Here is a 19,579-nt window from a genome sequence, read left to right as displayed (position 1 = left end):
GACCATGAAACACGTGGCTGAATAGGGCGAAAAATCGTTAAAAAGTAGGTTTTTAGGATCTAAAAGCGAGTATTTGGGCATGAAAAATTATGAGTCAACGACCAATCTAGAAAGGCTAAAGAGGGTTGATATGAATTTATAAGTTGGTGATTGGGTGAGTTTGTGAGTTGATATGAGTTTGTATGTTGATGAGCTGATGAGTTGAAGTGCTGATGAGTTTTTGAGTTGACAAGTTTGTGAGTTGATGTTTTTTGAGTTGATAAGTCTGAGAGTTGACATGCCGATGGTTGATTTGTCCTGCACATCGTATATGATTAGGAGTGTTTATCTTGTGTTGGCATCACAAAGACGGCAAACTTTTCTCAATTTATAAAACATTAGAAACCAAGACGACTTCAATACATAAAGATACTCATGTTTCAGTTAGTTATGCCAATCTAAGAACCTTTTTGTTTCAGACTTTCATTAATATATGCTTGTGGTTCTGCACTTACGGAGCTTTAGTGAGTGGTAGTTAAAAGTGCGCATTGGTTTGTCTATTGACCTTTCAAAAGGGCATGTTTTACCCACTAAGTTACAAAATAAGTTCAAAAGGCCGTGTTCCAGGCCCTATAATATAGTGGGGAGGGACACGGCCTTAATTCGTGGTGATGTAGCTTGCGCAGGATTTAAATCACTGCCCTAGCTAACACCACCACTTATGGATATGTTACAAATAGTTGTCTAACACTGCATATTAAGCTGCTTTCCTTGAATTATTTGGCTGTGTTGGGCTTTCCTTCGTACTTTCCTGCTACGGTCCTTGTCTTTTTTCCCAAAGTTTGCGCTAACTGGAACGTTATTTTGTAAACGCCATCTTCGTTCTTACTTACCGTAAATTGACTTCCTCTATCTAACTTAGCCGTATTATCGAAAAGAGAACTAGTAATACCACTAGATTCGCAATGAACAGTTTTACCATAATCCTTGGTGGAGAGCGATAAGTTAAGCGTTTCTAACGGTCTTTCATTCTTCTCTATTGATTCTATTCCCAATACAATGATTGCATCTTCATCAGTTTCTTGGGCAGTCATGCTGACCACCTTAGTTTCTTGACCATCAATTTTTACAGTGTTAGATTCATCGTCGTCATCACTGCCGCAAGCGGTGAAAACAGTAAACGAAACGAGGAGCATCATTGTCAATGCAATGAGCTTGGATGTTTTAGAAAATGTTGTTTTCATAAATGTTTTTTTAGTTTTTCCATGGTGTATTAATGTTGAATCATGATATTGTAGAGGAGTTCTGCGCCAATCCCCATGGTGATTTGTCTGGAAATCCGCCACAACTTACGCTGCAAAATTAGTGATTTAATTTTACATCTTCATCATAAAAGCAACTTTATTTTACAATAATCTTCAATCTTCTTCGCTTTGTCCTATTTATTGTTCAATTTAAACGAGAACTATGGATGAACGTCTCCTGATTGTAGTAGAAATGGAAGTCACCGCATTATATGTTTACTTTAAAAGGGGGTTGAAAGAAAAGGACACCTTATATATAAGGCGTCCTTTGCAATTGCTGCTTGATGCAGGCATTCATTTTATTTTTATCAATGGCCATAACATGATTATGGTGTGATTTCAGCCAACTCTTTTCTTGTTTCGCGAAAGATATGTTTACTGCCACAGCCATGTTCAAGTAAACTTAGCCTTGGACGTTTATGCGTGATGAGAACATTCAACTTATAGGTCGACCACCGTAATGCCTGCACCGCCGAACTGCACATGCTCGTCTTTAAATGATGTTACGTTGGGTACGGTGGCTAGGTACTGTCGGATAAGTTGGCGAAGAATGCCGTTGCCCTTGCCGTGGAGGATGCGCACACGGGGCATGCCCACAAGAATGGCATCGTCGATGAAGTGCATCACGGCATTAAGTGCCTCGTCGCCACGTTCGCCTCTGATGTCGAGATCTTGGTGAAAGTGGCTCTTACGCTCGTCGATAGTTTGCCGCGTTTCTCTACTCATGGTGTATTGTTTGGCTTGCTCTTTCTCCGTTTGGGTAGCCAGTTCAAGTCGTTTGACGTCCATTTTAGAGCGCATACCCCCGAACACCACCAAGGCCATGCCGTTATTGTCGAGCGATTCTACACGTCCAACGGTTGAAAGGCCTTTCATCTTTACTGCATCGCCAGGCTTAATTTCGGCCATGGGCGATTGTTTCTTGCTTACAGCCTCCCTTATTTGCTCGGCAGCCTTCTTCTGTTTCTCGGCCTTTTCCTTAATATGTTTCTCGTGCCTTTCCTTTCTACGCTTTATCTGTTCAATCTTCTTGGCGATAAATTCGTCGTTGGCAACAGCGTCTACTTGTTCGACCGAGGTACGGAACTCGTTCAGTTCTTCGCGAATACGCTTAGTTCGTTCCTTTTCGGCTTGTGCCTCCTTAATCTCGCGAATGGTTGTTTCTATACGCTTGTTGCTTTCGCGGAGCAGTTCTTCAGCCTGTTCTTTAGCCCGTTTCAGCACATCTTTCCGTGTTTTGCCAATCTCCTCGATGTCTTTTTCATAACGTTCGATAGTTGCCTGCAATTCTTTCTCTTGCTTGTGGATGGTGGTTCGCTTGTTTTCCCAATAGCGTTTGTCGCGCACAATGTCTTGCAAGTACTTGTCGCTCTGTATATAATCTTCGCCCACAATGCGCGATGCATCTTGTATTACCTCTTCGGGCAATCCTATTTTGCGTGCAATCTCAATGGCAAACGAACTTCCTGGCTGTCCGATAGACAGCATAAAGAGGGCCTGCATCTCCTTTCTATCATAGAGCATGGCTCCATTGGCCACGCCATCGTGCGTATCTGCAAAATGTTTTAGGTTTTGATAGTGGGTGGTAATGACGCCAAACGCACCCTTGTTACAAAACTGGGTAAGCACAGACTCGGCTATGGCACCACCGATGAGCGGTTCGGTACCCGTTCCGAATTCGTCGATGAGGATGAGGGTCTTATCGTTGGCATGCCTCATCATCATTTTCATGTTGAGCAGATGCGACGAATAGGTGCTGAGATCGTTTTCAATACTTTGCTCGTCGCCAATGTCCATCATCACGTTTTGGAACACGCCCACCCGCGAAGTGTCGCCCAGGGGTACGGATAAGCCACATTGAACCATGTATTGGAGCAGACCTACGGTTTTAAGGCACACGGACTTGCCGCCCGCATTTGGGCCAGAAATGATGAGTATGCGCTTTTGTGGAGTGAGTGTAACATCAAGAGGTACAACCCTTTTGCCCTGTTTCTCTAACGAAAGCCTTAATAGCGGATGTACGGCTTGCCCCCAATCGATGAGCGGTTTGTTGCTTATCTGCGGTTCGATGGCCTTGAAGGTTCGGGCCAACTCTGCCTTGGCACGGATAAAGTCGATGTGCGCCAATAGCTGATAGGAGGCCGTCATGGGGGCGATGTGTGGCCTAATGTCGTTAGACACCTCTTTTAATATGCGTACAATCTCCTTTTTTTCGTCTGCCTCCAATTCTCTTATCTTGTTGTTTGCCTCCACAACTTCGGTCGGTTCGATGTAAACCGTACGCCCAGAGGCCGACTCATCGTGGACGATACCGCCGATTTTGCGTTTCATTCCAGGCAAAACGGGTATCACAAGTCGCCCCTCGCGTATGGCAGGCGTAACGTCTTTCTCTACCAATCCCTCTTGTTGAGCATTGCGGAGGATAGCGTTGAGGATACGCGAAACACTTCCTTCGGTTTGCGCCAGCTCGCGCCTGATGCGCGCCAGTTCGGGCGATGCACTGTCTTTTATCTTTCCAAACTTGTCTACAATCTGCGTAATGCGGCGCACAATGTCGGGAAAGGTGGCCACTTCTACGGTTAGCAGTTGGAGTGAAGGATAGGGAAAGCGCGCGTTTTGACCCTCGATAGCCACTTGGCCCTCGGTGGTACGGTTGAGAAACCGCACTACTTGGTGGATGGTGTCGAGCGAACGTAGCAGGTCGAAGAGTTCTTGCTCATCGAGATGTGTCCCTTCGATGCGCAGGCGCGAAAGGGTGGGGCGCAGGTCGAAGAAGTATTGAAGGGGGAAATCGTCTGCTTGGGTTTGCAAAAGCCTGAACTCGCGCGTTCGTGTAAGCCATGTCTGTATCTCGTCGGCATTGTGGCTCATGGTCATATCGTCTACCTTGGTGGTGCCAAGTGTAGACAGACACTTTCCTTTTAACAAGGTTCTAACCTCGTTGAAACCAATTTTCTGCTCAAAGTTATTCGGATAAATCATACTGCAAATTTACTTCACATTATCGAATTGGCAAAACCAAAGGGAGAAAATACTGCTTTAAATCGCGGTGTGGCATGTTACAGGCTTTCATGTTTCGCCTAGCATTGTTGTGCCGTGTTAGGCGCATTGCATCAATAAAAAAGCACCCGACGAATGTTCGACAGGTGCTTTTGTGGGTTTGTTGAAACTGTGATTATTGCTTTGATTTCAGCAAATCGCGAATTTCTGAAAGCAGTTTTTCTTCGTTGCTGGGTTCTGCTGGAGCCTCGGGAGCGGCAGGTTCTTCCTTCTTTCGCGAGAGAGAATTGATGCCCTTGATGAGCAAGAATATGCAGAAAGCTATAATCGTGAAGTCGATAACATTCTGGATGAAATTGCCATACATGATTTTAGCTTCACCAATGGTGATAGACAATCCCTTGAAATCCAACCCTCCGATTAACATTCCGATAACGGGCATCAGCAAGTCGTCTACGACAGAAGAGACGATTTTGCCGAAAGCTCCACCTATGATAACGCCGACTGCCAAATCCAACACGTTACCCCGCATGGCAAAGTCTTTAAACTCGTTTAAAAATTTACTCATTGTTTTTTTTGTTGTTGATAATAATTATTTGTGAAATCCAATGCAAATATAGAAATAAATTCGTAACTTTGCGGTGCAATTGAGGAAAAAAAGCATTGTTTAGGCTAACATTTTGATTTGTTAAACCATTTTGTAATGTCAACTTGCTAAATGCCCCCACACGCATATTTTTAACCCATTAAAAATAAGAACAAAGATGATTAAAATTGGTATTAACGGATTTGGCCGTATCGGTCGTTTCGTTTTCCGCGCTTCTCTCGAAGAGGCTAACGCTAAAGAAGTGCAAGTTGTTGCTATCAACGACCTTTGCCCTGTAGACTACTTGGCATACATGCTGAAGTATGACACGATGCACGGTATCTTCAATGGCACTATCGAGGCAGACGTTGAGAAGTCGCAACTCATCGTAAACGGCAACGTTATCCGTGTAACCGCTGAGCGCAATCCCGCCGACTTGAAGTGGGGCGAGGTTGGTGCAGAATATGTTGTTGAATCTACCGGCTTGTTCCTTTCTAAGGAAAAGTCGCAAGGACACATCGATGCAGGCGCTAAGTATGTTGTTATGTCGGCTCCTTCTAAGGACGATACGCCCATGTTCGTAACTGGCGTAAACGACAAGACCTACGTAAAGGGTACGCAATTCGTTTCTAACGCTTCTTGCACCACCAACTGCTTGGCTCCTATCGCTAAGGTGTTGAACGACAAATGGGGTATCACCGATGGTTTGATGACGACGGTTCACTCAACCACCGCTACACAAAAGACTGTTGACGGTCCTTCTATGAAAGACTGGCGTGGTGGCCGTGCAGCTTCGGGTAACATCATTCCTTCTTCTACTGGTGCTGCTAAGGCCGTAGGTAAGGTTATCCCCGAATTGAATGGCAAGCTCACTGGTATGTCCATGCGTGTTCCTACGCTCGACGTTTCGGTTGTTGACCTTACGGTTAATTTGGCTAAGCCCGCCAAGTACGAGGAGATTTGCGCTGCCATGAAGGAGGCTTCTGAAGGCGAACTCAAAGGTGTTCTGGGTTACACCGAGGACGCTGTTGTATCTTCTGACTTCTTGGGCGACCCTCGCACCTCTATCTTCGACGCCAAAGCAGGTATCGCTCTTACCGATACCTTCGTAAAGGTGGTTTCTTGGTACGACAACGAAATTGGCTACTCGCACAAGGTTGTTGAGCTGATTAAGCACATGGCAAAGGTTAACGGCTAATTATTTTAGCGTTAAACTGAACAAAAACGAGCCGTCCTATAAGTTAGGACGGCTTTTTTTATTACCTTTGCCTTTGTGAAGATGATAACGATATTGGGTCCAACTGCCTGTGGCAAAACTGCCTTGGCTGTTAATCTTGCCGCCAAAACGGGTGGCGAGATTATCAGCGCGGATAGTAGACAGGTGTATCGGGGCATGGATATTGGTACAGGTAAAGACCTGTCTGAATATAATGTGGACGGTAAACTAATTCCTTACCACCTTATAGATATAGAGGATGCTGGGCAGAAGTATAACCTGTTTAGGTTTCAAGAAGACTTCAACGCCGCATACGAAGACCTTACCCATAGGGGAGTGCTGCCCATATTGTGCGGCGGAACGGGTCTTTATATGGAGGCGGTGCTGAAAGGTTACGCCTTGTCGCCTGTTCCACAAGACGACAACTTGCGCAAAAAACTATCCGCACGAACGTTAACCGAGTTAAAAGAGCTGTTGATATGGTTGAAGGCAAGGAACGGTTCGGTAATGCACAACGAAACGGATGTTGATACGATAAGTCGTGCCATAAGGGCAATAGAAATTGAATTTCACAACTTACGCCGTCCCGTTGATACACGAAGGCTGCCAGCCGTGAGTTCGCTCATCGTGGGATTAGACGTTGACAGAGACGTACGCAGAGAGCGAATAACTGCTCGACTGAAAGCCAGATTGGAAGAAGGGATGGTAGAAGAGGTGCGCGGACTGCTTGAAAAGAACGGCATTGCGAAAGAAGACCTGATGTACTATGGGCTGGAATACAAGTACGTTACAGCTTATGTGGTTGGAGAAATGTCGTATGATGATATGTTCAAGCAGTTGGAGATAGCCATTCACCAGTTTGCCAAACGGCAGATGACGTGGTTTAGAGGCATGGAACGGCGTGGGTTTAACATCCACTGGTTAAACGCTAGCATGCCAATGGCCGACAAGCTAGTGCAAATTGAAAGGTGGATGGAACAAGAAGACAAAACTATTTACGGAAAGAGAAGATAATAGTATGGCAGCAAACAAGAAATGGGCAATATTGTACTGTCCCAAGAAAGGGATGTACAGTAGAGGAGTTCGTTGGAGTAAGGTTGAACGTAGTTTAATGGACAACGGCATCGACTTTGACTATGTGCAGAGCGAAAACGCCAATAGCGTTGAGCGATTGGTAACCATGTTCATCGAAAATGGTTATCAAACCATTGTTGTTGTTGGGGGCGACTCGGCCCTTAACGATGCTGTTAACTGCCTGATGCGCGTAGACAAAGATACGAGAGACGGCATAGCGTTGGGCGTTATACCCAACGGACTGATGAACGACTTTGCTCATTTCTGGGGAATGAAGGACGGCGATGTGGACTCTATCGTGAAATGGTTGAAGAAAAGACGCGTAAGGAAGATAGATTTGGGTCTCATTCGCTATATTAATAAGGAGGGAAAGAACTGCCGGCGGTACTTTCTGAATTGCGTAAACGTTGGGCTGATTGCCACCATCATGAACTTGCGCATGCAAACACGACGCCTTTTTGGGTCGCGTACCTTGTCTTTCCTTTTCTCTTTCGTACTTCTGGCCTTCCAACGGCTAGAATATAAGATGCGTTTGAAAATTAATGAAGAAGTGCTGAACCGCAAGATAATGACCATCTGCGTTGGAAATGCTTTGGGGTACGGTCAAACGCCCAATGCAGTTCCCTACAACGGATTATTGGATGTGTCGGTGGTGTATCATCCTAAGATGATGAAATTGTTTGAAGGTATTTACTTGTTTTTGCGTGGTAAATTCTTAAATCATCGTAGCGTGCACCCTTACCGCACACGTATGGTAGAATTCATGGATGCCAATCACGCCTTGGTTGGCATTGATGGAAGGCCGATGAACACGCCCGTTGGCGAGTTTAAGATTTTGGTAGAGCAAGAAGTGATAAACTTTTTGATACCCGATTAACCCAGTTTGCTAACTTTGCGCAACTCTTCGTCTTGCATGATGCGTATCTTACGGCCATCTATTGCAACCATGTTTTCGGCAGCAAACGAGGACAATGTGCGTATGGCATTGCTTGTTGTCATGTTCGACATGCTCGCGATATCTTCTCTGCTGAGATATATGTTTAGTGTGTAGCCGTCTTCTTCCACTCCATAGCTGTCTTTTAAGAACAACAGCGTCTCGGCTAGTCGTCCTCGTATGTGCTTTTGTGTAAGATTTACCGTTCGCTCATCAGACGAGCCTAGCAATCTTGCCAAATGCCGAATGAAGAAAGACGAGACGGCCGTATTTTCGTGAATGAACTTCACCACCAATTTGATAGGTATGAAAGCAACGACGCACGTGTCGATGGCCATAGCCGAAGTTTTATATTCTTCGCCTGCGAAGAAAGCCCGATAACCGAAAAATTCCACAGCCTTAATAGCGCGGATAATTTGACTTCTACCATTAACGCCATCCTTATATACCTTAACCTTACCCGACACAAGGCACATCACTTCGTGTGGAGATTCACCTCCTCTATATATGATGTCGTTCTTTGTAAATGTAACAATCCGCACATTGTCGGCCAACAGTTCTTGTTGGGCTTTCGAAAGGGGAGCCCAGTGTTCGGAAATGATGGTTATCACTTCCTCCCTTGATACTAGAATTTTAGCTGTCATAATTTTCCTGGCTTTACTCAGTCTTGTAGTGATTAACAGAATTGCATACAAAATTACACATTTTTCTTCTAAGGAGCGGGTTTGTTGTTCTCTTTTTTATCTGAATGAAGTAGAAAAAAGGTTATTTTTGCAATTTCATCAGCTTTTATTTGTGTTAAAGCCGATATTTTTGTACTTTTGACGGATGAAGAGTTGACATCCTAACCAATCTTCTGAACTTGATGACTAACAATTAAACCTTAAAGTATAGCTATATGGGTTATATACGATTTGAAAAATCCCTCATGACCAATCTTGAGGAAACGTTACCTAAAGAGTTGCTGCGGACTAACAGGTCGGGAGCGTATGCTTGTTCGTCTATACTGGATTGCAATACGAGGAAGTATCATGGCCTACTCGTTCTGCCAATTCCAGAAATCGACGACGACAATCATGTGCTGCTCTCTGCACTCGATGTCTCTGTGGTTCAACACGGCGCGGTGTTCAATCTTGGGGTGCATAAGTACCGCGGAAACACGTACAGTCCTAACGGACACAAATACATCCGCGAGTTCAACTGCGATAAGGTGCCCACAACCTTGTATAGGGTTGGGGGAGTGCTGCTGAGAAAGGAGATGGTTTTCCAGCACTTCGAGGACCGGATACTTATTCGATACACCTTAGAAGATGCGCACTCGGCCACCACTCTGCGTTTCAAACCTTTCCTCGCATTTAGGAGCGTGCGAGAGTACACGCACGAAAACACCGTGGCGTCACGCGAGTACCACGAAGTGGAGAACGGCATAAAGACTTGCATGTATGCAGGTTATCCTGATTTGTTCATGCAGTTCAGTAAGAAGAATACGTTTGTGTTCGAACCAAATTGGTATCGTGGATTGGAATATCCTAAGGAACAAGAACGCGGTTACGATGCCAACGAGGATCTCTATGTGCCTGGTTACTTCGAAATGAACATCAAAAAGGGCGAAAGCATCGTGTTCTCTGCCTCCATCAAAGAGTTTTCAACAAAAGGCCTCTGCCAATTGTTTGAAGATGAGGTGAATGAGAGAAGCCCTCGCGACAACTTTCTCCACTGTTTGATAAATGCTGCTCACCAGTTCCATATCAGTGAGGGAGATGGTGACGAGTACATCCTAGCCGGATATCCTTGGTTCAAGTGCAGGGCACGCGACACCTTCGTCGCTTTGCCTGGTTTAACATTAGCCATTGAAGAAGAAAGTTATTTCGAGGCGGTTATGCGCACTGCGGAAAGAGGTTTGCGCGAGTTTATGGACGACAAGCCCCTAACTGTCAAGATTGCAGAGATAGAACAGCCCGACGTTTTGTTGTGGGCGATTTGGGCCATACAGCAATATGGACGAGAAACTGGCAAGGAACGTTGCATTGAAAAGTATGGACAGCTGGTTAAAGACATCATTATATATATAAGGAGTAACAAGCATCCAAACCTTACACTCGACGACAACGGACTTATTAGGACCAACGGAAAAGACAAAGCCGTAACTTGGATGAACTCAACCATCAATGGCAAGCCCGCAGTTCCTCGCTCCGGATACATCGTAGAGTTCAATGCCCTGTGGTATAATGCACTGAAATTCGCTGCAACCATCGCCACCGACATGGGCGAACCCCACGAAACAGAGAACTTGGAAGAGATGGCCGAACGGTGTAAGAAAGCCTTTGTGGACACGTTCTTGAACGAATACGGCTACCTTTACGACTATGTTGACGGCAATATGGTAGACTGGAGCGTGCGTCCGAACATGATTTTCGCCGTTGCGTTAGACTATTCGCCATTAGAGTTGAACCAAAAGAAGAGCGTTCTTGATGTCTGCACGCGGGAGTTGCTCACCCCCAAGGGACTTAGAACCTTGTCGCCCAAGAGTGGAGGATACAATCCCATGTACGTAGGGTCGCAGCTGCAACGCGATTATGCCTACCATCAGGGAACCGCATGGCCTTGGTTGGGCGGATTTTACATGGAAGCGTGCCTCAAACTCTATAAGCGTACGCGCCTAAGCTTTATCGAAAGACAGATGGTTGGCTACGAAGATGAGATGTTCTACCATTGTCTCGGAACCATTCCCGAACTATTCGATGGCAACCCTCCTTTCCATGGTCGTGGCGCAATATCGTTCGCCATGAACGTAGGCGAAATACTGAGAACTTTAGAACTACTTGAAAAATACTCATATCAATAACAACGGAGGAACTGAATAATGAAAGTACTAATGTTTGGTTGGGAGTATCCTCCTCACATCTTAGGCGGTCTTGGTACGGCAAGCTTTGGCATCACCGAAGGGTTGCATGCCCAAGGCGACATGGAAATAACTTTCTGCCTGCCCAAACCTTGGGGCGACGAAGACAAGAACGCCGCCAACATCGTGGCCATGAACTGCGTTCCCGTGGCATGGCGCGACGTAAACTACGACTATCTTAAAGAAAGGTTAGGCAACGTAATGTCTCCCGAATATTATTATGAATTGAGAGACCACATATATGCCGACTTCAACTACATGAACTTGAACGACCTGGGTTGCGTGGAGTTTTCCGGACGCTACCCCGACAACCTGCACGAAGAGATTAACAACTACTCAATCGTTGCAGGCGTAGTGGCTAGGCAGCAGTCGTTCGATATCATTCACGCACACGACTGGCTCACTTATCCCGCGGGAATTCATGCCAAGCAGGTGTCGGGCAAGCCGCTTTGCATCCATGTACATGCTACCGACTTCGATCGTTCGCGCGGAAAGGTAAACCCAACGGTTTATTCAATCGAGAAAGATGGTATGGACAACGCCGACTGCATAATGTGCGTGTCTGAACTTACTCGCCAAACGGTTATCAACCAGTACCATCAAGACCCGCGTAAGTGTTTTACCGTGCACAACGCCGTATATCCCTTGGCGCAAGAACTGCAAGACATTCCACGCCCCAATCACGATAATAAGGAAAAGGTTGTAACCTTCCTTGGACGCATCACCATGCAAAAGGGACCCGAATACTTTGTTGAGGCGGCCACTATGGTGTTGCACCGCACCCGAAACGTGCGTTTCTGTATGGCTGGCTCGGGCGACATGATGGACCAAATGATTTATCTGGCTGCCAACCGCGGCATTGCCGACCGGTTCCATTTCCCTGGATTTATGCGCGGCAAGCAGGTTTACGAGTGCCTCAAAGCCTCTGATGTATATGTAATGCCGTCTGTAAGCGAACCTTTTGGCATCTCGCCTCTCGAGGCCATGCAATGCGGAACGCCCTCAATCATTTCCAAACAAAGCGGTTGCGCGGAGATATTGACCAATTGCATCAAGGTAGACTATTGGGACATACACGCCATGGCCGACGCCATTTACTCCATTTGCCACAACGATAGCCTGTTCCATTACCTCCAAGAAGAGGGAAAAAACGAGGTAGACCAAATTACTTGGGAGAAAGTTGGTCTTTGGATACGCACGCTTTACGAGAGAACAATTAACAAGAACTAATGCAGCCTTTAAAACAATAAAACGATGAAAACGATATGTTTATATTTTGAGATACACCAAATTATCCATCTCAAGCGGTACAGGTTTTTCGATATCGGTACCGACCACTACTATTACGACGACTTCGAGAACGAACGAACCATAACCGACATTGCCGAACGCTCTTATATGCCTGCGCTAAATGCACTACTCGACATGATTAAGGCCAACGGCAAGTACTTCAAGGTTGCCTTCTCGCTTTCAGGTGTGGGCATCGAACAATTGGAAATGCACGCACCGCAAGTGTTGGACAAGCTGCAAGAACTAAACGATACAGGCTGTGTAGAATTCTTGGCCGAACCTTATTCCCATGGTTTGGCATCGCTTATCAACGAAGACAGTTTTGAGGCCGAAGTAAAGAAACAATGCCAAAAGATAAAGGAATACTTCGGACAAGAACCCAAGGTGTTGCGAAACTCTTCGCTCATCTATAACGACGACATTGGGTTGAAGGCTTCGCACATGGGCTTTAAGGGCATGTTAACCGAGGGAGCCAAGCACGTATTGGGTTGGAAGTCGCCCCATTATCTCTACCATTGCAACATGGCACCCAATCTGAAACTGCTTTTGCGCGACATCCGTTTAAGCGATGACGTGTCGTTGCGCTTTAACAACAGCGAGTGGGACGAGTATCCACTCTTCGCAGACAGGTATGTTGGCAAGATAGCAGCTTTGCCCGAAGAGGAGCAAGTTATCAACATCTTTATGGAACTTTCGGCTTTGGGTATTGCGCAGCCTTTATCAAGCAACATCTTAGAGTTCCTGAAAGCCATACCCGTTTGTGCCAAACAAGCAGGAATAAACTTCTCAACACCCTCCGAGATATGTGCAAAGATGAAAAGCGTGGCCGCTTTAGACGTTCCGTATGCCCTGTCGTGGATTGACGAAGAACGCGATGTGAGCAGTTGGCTGGGTAATCCCATGCAACGCGAGGCTTTCAACAAGCTATATAGCGTGGCCGATAGGGTGAGAATTGCCAACGACTCGCGCATCAACCAAGATTGGGACTATCTGCAAGCCTCTAACAACTTCCGCTTTATGACCACCAAGAATACGGGAGTGGCTATCGACCGCGGCATTTACAGCAGTCCGTTCGACGCTTTCACCAATTATATGAATATCCTTGGCGACTTCATCAACAGGGTAAACAGCCTTTATCCCGAAGACATCGGCAACGAAGAACTGAATGGCTTACTCACAACCATTAAGAACCAAGGCGATGAAATAGAAATGAAAGAAAAGGAGATTGTTCGTTTGCAAACCAAAATTGCCAAGATTGAGGCCGAAGACGATAAGCTCCGCGCCATGCTGGATAAGGGAGAGGTGAAACCAAAAGCAAAGCGTGCCACTGCCAAGAAGGTTGCCCCAAAAACAGAAGGCAAGTAAAAGGGCAATAAGATAGCCTACATTCTTCCTACATACTTTTTACCAAGTGTTGTTGGTACAACAAATTCTTTTAAGTGCCCACTTGCTAGGTAAATTATTAGTTACGCGAGCTTAGGCCCTGGCCTAGGCTCGCGTTTGCATTCTGTCTACTGCCAGATGTAATACGGTTGGCACTTACTTGTTTGCGCCATTGCCCATCTGCAAATCTTAATTATCAAGAAACTTTGGTGTTGTTGCTTTAATGTTGTAACTTTGTATCACGCAAAACAATATAGATAGAATGACTTTACAACAACTAGAATATGTGATGGCGGTGTTTAGGTTCCGCCATTTTGCCAAGGCTGCCGAATATTGTGGCGTTACGCAGCCAACATTAAGCTCGATGGTGCAGAAGTTAGAAGACGAGTTAGGACTGAAAATATTCGACAGAAAGAGTCAGCCCATCGCCCCAACACCCACAGGGCGATTGGTTGTGGAACAGGCATGGAAAGTGTTGCTGCGTGCGCGAAAGCTCAAAGAGACGGTGGAAGAGGAGAAACATTCCTTGCTCGGAACGTTCACCATCGGCATCTTACCCACCATCGCGCCCTATCTTATACCACGTTTCTTCCCTCAACTGATGAACAAATATCCCGATATGGATGTGCGCATCGTGGAGATGAAGACCGAAGACTTGAAACGGGCCTTGGTTCGGGGCGATGTAGATGCGGGCATATTGGCACAATTAGAGGGATTGGACGAGTTTGATAGCCTGCCGTTGTTCTACGAACAGTTCTTTGCATACGTGGCCGATGGCGACCCGTTGTTCAGCAAAGAGAGCATAAAAACAGCCGACCTAACGGGCGAATATCTGTGGTTGCTTGATGAAGGGCATTGCTTTCGCGACCAATTGGTGAAGTTTTGCCACCTTAAAGCAGCATCGGCTGCCAAGAAAGCCTATACCTTAGGCAGCATCGAAACGTTCATGCGTATTGTTGAAAGCGGCAAGGGCATTACCTTCATACCCGAATTGGCCGTGCACCAGCTAGACGAAACCCACAAATGCCTTGTGCGCCCCTTTGCCATCCCTGTGCCAACACGCGAGATTGTGATGATAACCGGCAAGAACTTTATTCGCAAAACACTGCGCAGCCTGCTTGTTGAAGAGATACAAGCGAGCGTACCTAAGGACATGCTGACGTTGAGGCAGACGCAGAAAAAGATATAGAATACGTTTCTCCCGATTGCATGTTCTGATGTAGCGGAGAACAATAAACGAACAACGTGCGTTTCGCTTGTATCGAAACGCACGTTGTTCATTATAATGGGCAGTTCTGTATGGCCCCTTGTAAAAGCCTTACAACCAAATGCCTTTGCCTAAGTCGTGTGGTGCTGTTGTGAAGATGGACTTGTGATAATCGCGAAGAGCCTCTGTCCATGAAAGGTTAAGGGCTTTCATAATGCGGTGAATCAGTTTGTTGCTTACATCTTCTTTAAAACCATTTTCTGGAAAATTGTCAATGTCCATGTCCTCCTTAAAGGTATCTTCTCCGATGTAATCTTCCCTATCTGCATACACCACCACAGGAACGGTGAAGTTTATGTCCCAGGTTCCCTGTTGCAACTGCATGGGCGAGAAACGATAATAGGGACTGAATTTACCCGTGCGAGGGTCCTTCTTTCCTTGAAATCCATGATATAGCCTAATACGGAGGTCCATCGTTACATCGTCTTTCAAAAATTTCATCACCCCTTTAAGCCCGATGGGATTGGTGGTGCCAGTCAGTTTGGCACCGTCGTATTTCACCGTTTTGTCCCAGGGTGTGGTGTCTGTGTATTTGTAAGCGATGTAATCTGGGGTGTTGGGCTTATTGGATACGTCCTTTCCGCTCATCAGTTCTTTCACGTTTTCAACCGTAAAGAAGTGTTGGTGAATGGCGTCCTGACCATTTTTCACAAATTGTCCGTTTATGTATTCGCCTTTGGCGTTATAGTATTTGATGAACAAGAGATAAACAGGGGCGGGATTTTCGAACCCTTTTTCTGTACTATAATCGTGGGCTTTCACCACATAGAACTTGTCGGCACTGCCTTCTGCTAGCGTCCAACCTTTGCCAGGCTTTACCTCGTAGGTTATTTCTTGGATGCGTTTCAGGTATTTTGCTTTCGATTCAGAGTCTTGGTGGAATCCTCCCTCCGTGTCAACGTAAAGCCAATTGGCGTGCATGTGGCCTTGAACCAGCTGCACAGTTACCTTCACGGGGTCTTCGTGTAACTTGTTTTTGGTTTCGTCAACCGGTGTGTCCACTTTATTGTCGCAAGCGGTGAATGCTAGTGCGAATAATGCAGCACAAGATAGTGCCAGCATTGATTTGAAAAAATTCTTTTTCATAACCTTATTAGTTTTGTTGTTTAATTGTCAATGTTTGTTGTTTTTTTTAGAAGAACCAGCCGATGGAGAGCCGTATGTCGCGCCCCATATCGTGGGCGTAATAACGCGAGCGGTTGGTGTATTCCTTATATTCTTTGTTAAAGAGGTTGTCGGCAGCCAACAGCACACGCAATTTATTTCGATCGCTAAGCGGCCATTCTATGCCTGCCTCAAACCCGAAGAGGTTGTATGTGGGAGGTGTAAAGTCGATGAGGTCGCTCGCGGGGTTAAAGCGCGTCTGCTTTAAAACCAGCCTGTGCTTTAATTGTAACCATGCGTTGCCCTTACCCACGCGAATGCCTTCCCAGGTCAAGTCGTGGTCGAAACGCGCCGATGGGATATAGGGCAGATAGTTGCCTGTGCGCTTTTCGTTGGCCCAGATAAGGCCTGAAAGCAGGTGGTATTCCAAGTGTTGCATGGGTTTTAGCCGCACATCGAAGTCTACCCCTCGGAGGAAGGCATCGGTTTGCTTGTATTGGAAAAGCGGATATGAACCTGAAATCACCGTGACATACTTGCCTCTTTCTGGTTCGTCGTAGATGTAACCGTTTATCCATTGCAGGTAGGCATCTACCCTAACCTCTGCAAAGGCAGAGCGGTAGGATAGCGATGTAACCCATTTTGTGCTCTGTTCCGAGTGCATGGTTGAGTCGCCCATGACGAACATGCCCGAACCCAGCTCGTTTCCGTTGCTGTAAAGCTCGTGCACGTGTGGTGCACGCCACGCCAAACCTAAGTTAGAGGTTAGTTTCAACTGCTCGTTCAAACGATAGCTCGTACCAAGATTGTACGAGAAGTTACTGAAAATGTGGTGCCCGCCATAGAGCTTACCCGTATAGTCGTAGCCCGACGCACGCGTTTCTTGGTTGTCAAAGCGTATGCCTGCCTCTGCTGTCCAATTCTCGTGGCGATACTTCTGTATGGCATAAATGCCTAAGTCGTACTCGGTATAGTTCGGGATAAGGGGCACAACGCCCGTTCCCGCTTGGTTGCGGTTACGAACGTGCAAGTAAGATGCGCCGGCCTCGGTGTTCCATCTGTTGTAGGCCAAATTCCATTTCAGTTGGTTTTGAAATGATGTAAGGAACAGGCTAACGGCGGGAATATCCGAAAGGTTCATCCTTCGGATGCGGTTTTCTTTGCGGTCATCGTACTGAAAGGCAGTCTGCCATTGAAAGTTGCCGTACTTGCCCGCATCGAAAAAGGCCTTACCAATGGCCGTATGGTGAACGACATGCTGGAAAGGGTAGTCGATATGCCTGGTGTATGGCGATACTTCCACAGGTTGCCCCAGTTCTATACGCTGCTTTAACAAGTCTTCGCTACCCATTTGTGCGCTTAGCATAACACCTAACTTTAAGTTGTACATGCTGTAATAGCCTTCCAATTTAAGGTTGTTGTACTTACAGCCCAATGATGCGGAGAAGTCGTGTTCGCGATAACCGGTGTTGTTAAGCAGGTATTTGGCTGCGCTTTGGTCGCCCGAATTGGCGTAGGTCCCTTGCAGTCGCCAAGCCAAACTATTGTTGAAAGGCATCGTCCCTTCTGCTTGTGCCACAACAGAATAGCGTTTGCCATTGCTGCCATAGAGCGTTCGTAAGTGGCCTGAAACGCCACTTAGCCCATAAGGTAGTGCCTTTTGGTTCATCACGATTATTCCGCCCAAAGCCTCAGAGCCATACCTTACAGACTCTGCCCCTTTGATAACCTCGATAGAACCGCTGCTGTTTTGGTCAATTTCTGGTGCATGGTCGGCTCCCCATTGCTGTCCAGTCTGCCGCGCCCCATTGTTAACGATGAGTATTCGGTTGCCATACATGCCGTTGATAACGGGCTTGGCCACCGTTGTCCCTGTCTGAATGGAGCTTACTCCACTAACATGTTCGAGAATGGAAGCAAGCGATTTGCCCATAGAGCGATCGATAAGGTTTTCGCCTATCCTGTCGCTTACGCTGTTGATGCTGGCTTGTTGGCGCACGCCTGTTACAACAACCTCCTTGATGTTGTGTTCCTTGCCAAAAACCGACTTGTTGCTCTTTTTGTTCATGTTTGTTGTCGTGTCGGTTTGTTGGCTTAACAAGTTGGGTTGTGCGGTGCTTTGCACCTTTGCTGTAGCCCATAGCGCAATGTTCGCAACGAGTGCGACGCAAAGAAAAGTTCTTTTAACCATACGTCAATGTGTGTTAGCTTGCGTGCATAGCGATTTATCGTTTTGGCACGTCAAGCAAACAGTGTACAATTACTGATTGGAGGAGTCGGCCGAACCTTGTTCGGCCGCCTGTGATTAAAATGTAAATGCAGCCCATTATACCTATCCGAAAAGGCGCATTTGTCCCACTGATATGGATGCAATGGGGGTGTAATGGCTGGAAAAGTTAAGCGCGTGTAGGCGGCGAGTGGCTATTTACCGCTTCAACATGGCGGTAAACAACTTGTTGGGTGAAAATGTAAGGTGTGAGGATGGTGGCAAACACTGCTGGCTGATAGACCTGTAGTATGGGCGCGCCAGCGTTGTGCATGACAAAGTCGCAGATGAAACACGATGATTTTAGGGCTTTTGTCGTGCCGTCGCATGCGAGATGCACCTTCGAAGAATGGTCTTCGTGTGCATGAAAGTCTTTGATAACAAACACCGACATGAATGTTACAATGAACATCCATGCAAGAAAACGTCTGATGTGTTTGTTTTTGTTCATGTGCTAAACCATTGATTGTGCCTACCGGCAACCAAGTATGTGCACCCTTGTTTACGGCGCACAACTATTCACCTTGCAAAAATACGACAAAAGAACGAACCTTGTTTCTAAACACCCTGATTGTTAGCTTTATTTAACGCTTAACCCCAATCTTCATGAGGTTTATGCTTGTTGTTGTAGCCCACCATAACCGCCGTTCTGTAAGTGATGGGGCGCCTAGGCCAACATGGTTTTGAGATTAGCCCTTTCCTTTTCACAGGTCTTTTGGTAGGAGTCATTCCTGCAATAGCCTAGACCACTCCCTTTGCCGCTTACTGTTTAACAACTGCTACGGTGTTAGTTGGTGGGAACGATGTCCATTCCAACTTTGTCTTGTTTAAAAGGCAACTCGATCCTCGAATATTTGTAAACTATTCGGTATTAAATTTAACATTATGAGTACCCTTTCTGTCCACCAACCGCCTATCTTGCCGCAAAAAATCGATTCTCGCGAAGGTTGGTTTAGGTGCAAAAGGGGGGTAGTTGTAAATGCTGGCAAGATGAATATTTATTATAAAGAACCGCCATTTGCACCCATTTTGGGGCTATTTGGTGCTAAATGTAGTGCAATATGGTGCAAAACGCAATGCGTTTTGGTGCAAAATGCAGTGCGTTTTGGTGCAAAATGCAAGGTAAAAAGGTGCTAAACGCAGTACAAAATGTAAGGCAAAAAGCATAAATATACGCCGCAATGGTATAAACAAACCATTTTTTAGATATTGAGATATGTCCCGAAAGGACGAAGTTTTCGTTAAAAAGTGAGATTTTAGGGGCTAAAAGCGGG

General features: G+C 46.1%; 16 protein-coding genes. 8 read left to right on the top strand and 8 right to left on the bottom strand.

Annotated elements, in window-relative coordinates; all coding sequences use genetic code 11:
- Nucleotides 1–755: 755 nt before the first annotated feature.
- Nucleotides 756–1,223 (bottom strand): hypothetical protein, encoded by a 468-nt coding sequence (locus HMPREF2955_RS07695; protein WP_070722393.1) that lies wholly within the window; start codon nucleotides 1,221–1,223, stop codon nucleotides 756–758.
- Between the two features lie 223 nt (nucleotides 1,224–1,446).
- Here HMPREF2955_RS07695 and HMPREF2955_RS16220 point away from each other — a divergent pair, with 223 nt between their 5' ends.
- A complete protein-coding gene (locus HMPREF2955_RS16220) occupies nucleotides 1,447–1,620 on the top strand; it encodes a hypothetical protein (RefSeq protein WP_019187887.1) in 174 nt (57 codons plus the stop codon).
- 104 nt (nucleotides 1,621–1,724) lie between these two features.
- Here HMPREF2955_RS16220 and HMPREF2955_RS07690 read toward each other — a convergent pair whose 3' ends face one another.
- Nucleotides 1,725–4,265 (bottom strand): endonuclease MutS2, encoded by a 2,541-nt coding sequence (locus HMPREF2955_RS07690; RefSeq protein ID WP_070722391.1) that lies wholly within the window; start codon nucleotides 4,263–4,265, stop codon nucleotides 1,725–1,727.
- A 193-nt stretch (nucleotides 4,266–4,458) separates the two neighbouring features.
- Nucleotides 4,459–4,851, bottom strand: coding sequence for a large conductance mechanosensitive channel protein MscL (gene mscL, locus HMPREF2955_RS07685; protein ID WP_070722388.1), 393 nt, complete (start codon nucleotides 4,849–4,851; stop codon nucleotides 4,459–4,461).
- A gap of 196 nt (nucleotides 4,852–5,047) precedes the next feature.
- Between mscL and gap the strand changes: the two genes are divergently transcribed.
- The 3 genes from gap to HMPREF2955_RS07670 all read left to right on the top strand — a co-directional run bounded on the left by gap (nucleotide 5,048) and on the right by HMPREF2955_RS07670 (nucleotide 8,036).
- A complete protein-coding gene (gap, locus tag HMPREF2955_RS07680) occupies nucleotides 5,048–6,067 on the top strand; it encodes a type I glyceraldehyde-3-phosphate dehydrogenase (protein WP_009229529.1) in 1,020 nt (339 codons plus the stop codon).
- A gap of 81 nt (nucleotides 6,068–6,148) precedes the next feature.
- Nucleotides 6,149–7,099, top strand: coding sequence for a tRNA (adenosine(37)-N6)-dimethylallyltransferase MiaA (gene miaA / locus HMPREF2955_RS07675; RefSeq protein WP_070722386.1), 951 nt, complete (start codon nucleotides 6,149–6,151; stop codon nucleotides 7,097–7,099).
- A gap of 4 nt (nucleotides 7,100–7,103) precedes the next feature.
- Nucleotides 7,104–8,036, top strand: a complete 933-nt coding sequence (locus HMPREF2955_RS07670) for a diacylglycerol/lipid kinase family protein (RefSeq protein ID WP_070722384.1) — start codon at nucleotides 7,104–7,106, stop codon at nucleotides 8,034–8,036.
- Here the strand turns inward: HMPREF2955_RS07670 and HMPREF2955_RS07665 are convergent.
- Complete coding sequence (locus HMPREF2955_RS07665; protein ID WP_070722383.1) at nucleotides 8,033–8,737, bottom strand: Crp/Fnr family transcriptional regulator; 705 nt, start codon at nucleotides 8,735–8,737, stop codon at nucleotides 8,033–8,035. The two genes, HMPREF2955_RS07670 and HMPREF2955_RS07665, sit on opposite strands and share 4 nt — an antisense overlap.
- A gap of 254 nt (nucleotides 8,738–8,991) precedes the next feature.
- Between HMPREF2955_RS07665 and HMPREF2955_RS07660 the strand changes: the two genes are divergently transcribed.
- From HMPREF2955_RS07660 to HMPREF2955_RS07645, 4 genes are all read left to right on the top strand, one after another.
- Nucleotides 8,992–10,938 carry a glycogen debranching enzyme N-terminal domain-containing protein gene (locus HMPREF2955_RS07660; RefSeq protein WP_083317660.1) on the top strand — a complete coding sequence of 649 codons (1,947 nt, stop codon included), beginning with the start codon at nucleotides 8,992–8,994 and terminating at the stop codon, nucleotides 10,936–10,938.
- Between the two features lie 18 nt (nucleotides 10,939–10,956).
- Nucleotides 10,957–12,225 carry a glycosyltransferase family 4 protein gene (locus tag HMPREF2955_RS07655; protein WP_044260215.1) on the top strand — a complete coding sequence of 423 codons (1,269 nt, stop codon included), beginning with the start codon at nucleotides 10,957–10,959 and terminating at the stop codon, nucleotides 12,223–12,225.
- A 24-nt stretch (nucleotides 12,226–12,249) separates the two neighbouring features.
- Complete coding sequence (locus HMPREF2955_RS07650) at nucleotides 12,250–13,650, top strand: glycoside hydrolase family 57 protein (protein WP_070722380.1); 1,401 nt, start codon at nucleotides 12,250–12,252, stop codon at nucleotides 13,648–13,650.
- A gap of 280 nt (nucleotides 13,651–13,930) precedes the next feature.
- Nucleotides 13,931–14,857: a hydrogen peroxide-inducible genes activator gene (locus HMPREF2955_RS07645; protein ID WP_070722378.1), complete on the top strand. Its 927-nt coding sequence runs from the start codon at nucleotides 13,931–13,933 to the stop codon at nucleotides 14,855–14,857.
- 129 nt (nucleotides 14,858–14,986) lie between these two features.
- Here HMPREF2955_RS07645 and HMPREF2955_RS07640 read toward each other — a convergent pair whose 3' ends face one another.
- From HMPREF2955_RS07640 to HMPREF2955_RS16555, 4 genes are all read right to left on the bottom strand, one after another.
- Nucleotides 14,987–16,021 carry a hypothetical protein gene (locus tag HMPREF2955_RS07640; protein ID WP_070722376.1) on the bottom strand — a complete coding sequence of 345 codons (1,035 nt, stop codon included), beginning with the start codon at nucleotides 16,019–16,021 and terminating at the stop codon, nucleotides 14,987–14,989.
- A 46-nt stretch (nucleotides 16,022–16,067) separates the two neighbouring features.
- The gene (locus tag HMPREF2955_RS07635) at nucleotides 16,068–18,230 is read right to left on the bottom strand and encodes a TonB-dependent receptor (protein WP_070722374.1); all 2,163 of its coding nucleotides are present in this window, start codon (nucleotides 18,228–18,230) and stop codon (nucleotides 16,068–16,070) included.
- A 205-nt stretch (nucleotides 18,231–18,435) separates the two neighbouring features.
- Entirely contained in the window at nucleotides 18,436–18,756 is a 321-nt protein-coding gene (locus tag HMPREF2955_RS07630) for a hypothetical protein (protein ID WP_232213842.1), read from the bottom strand.
- A 594-nt stretch (nucleotides 18,757–19,350) separates the two neighbouring features.
- The coding region (locus HMPREF2955_RS16555; protein ID WP_083317659.1) for a hypothetical protein at nucleotides 19,351–19,579 on the bottom strand (229 nt) is incomplete at its 5' end.

The sequence above is a fragment of the Prevotella sp. HMSC073D09 genome, from assembly GCF_001814145.1.
Taxonomy (GTDB): domain Bacteria; phylum Bacteroidota; class Bacteroidia; order Bacteroidales; family Bacteroidaceae; genus Prevotella; species Prevotella conceptionensis.
This window is presented reverse-complemented; position numbering and strand designations above follow the sequence as displayed.

Bases quoted from the DNA above. Each gene is read 5' to 3' on its own strand.
- HMPREF2955_RS16220 (WP_019187887.1), top strand. From the start codon at position 1,447: ATGGATGAACGTCTCCTGATTGTAGTAGAAATGGAAGTCACCGCATTA.
- HMPREF2955_RS07645 (WP_070722378.1), top strand. From the start codon at position 13,931: ATGACTTTACAACAACTAGAATATGTGATGGCGGTGTTTAGGTTCCGC.
- HMPREF2955_RS07655 (WP_044260215.1), top strand. From the start codon at position 10,957: ATGAAAGTACTAATGTTTGGTTGGGAGTATCCTCCTCACATCTTAGGC.
- HMPREF2955_RS07690 (WP_070722391.1), bottom strand. From the start codon at position 4,265: ATGATTTATCCGAATAACTTTGAGCAGAAAATTGGTTTCAACGAGGTT.
- HMPREF2955_RS07670 (WP_070722384.1), top strand. From the start codon at position 7,104: ATGGCAGCAAACAAGAAATGGGCAATATTGTACTGTCCCAAGAAAGGG.
- HMPREF2955_RS07660 (WP_083317660.1), top strand. From the start codon at position 8,992: ATGGGTTATATACGATTTGAAAAATCCCTCATGACCAATCTTGAGGAA.
- HMPREF2955_RS07640 (WP_070722376.1), bottom strand. From the start codon at position 16,021: ATGAAAAAGAATTTTTTCAAATCAATGCTGGCACTATCTTGTGCTGCA.
- HMPREF2955_RS07665 (WP_070722383.1), bottom strand. From the start codon at position 8,737: ATGACAGCTAAAATTCTAGTATCAAGGGAGGAAGTGATAACCATCATT.
- HMPREF2955_RS07695 (WP_070722393.1), bottom strand. From the start codon at position 1,223: ATGAAAACAACATTTTCTAAAACATCCAAGCTCATTGCATTGACAATG.
- HMPREF2955_RS07630 (WP_232213842.1), bottom strand. From the start codon at position 18,756: ATGAACAAAAACAAACACATCAGACGTTTTCTTGCATGGATGTTCATT.
- HMPREF2955_RS07635 (WP_070722374.1), bottom strand. From the start codon at position 18,230: ATGGTTAAAAGAACTTTTCTTTGCGTCGCACTCGTTGCGAACATTGCG.
- HMPREF2955_RS07650 (WP_070722380.1), top strand. From the start codon at position 12,250: ATGAAAACGATATGTTTATATTTTGAGATACACCAAATTATCCATCTC.
- mscL (WP_070722388.1), bottom strand. From the start codon at position 4,851: ATGAGTAAATTTTTAAACGAGTTTAAAGACTTTGCCATGCGGGGTAAC.
- miaA (WP_070722386.1), top strand. From the start codon at position 6,149: ATGATAACGATATTGGGTCCAACTGCCTGTGGCAAAACTGCCTTGGCT.
- gap (WP_009229529.1), top strand. From the start codon at position 5,048: ATGATTAAAATTGGTATTAACGGATTTGGCCGTATCGGTCGTTTCGTT.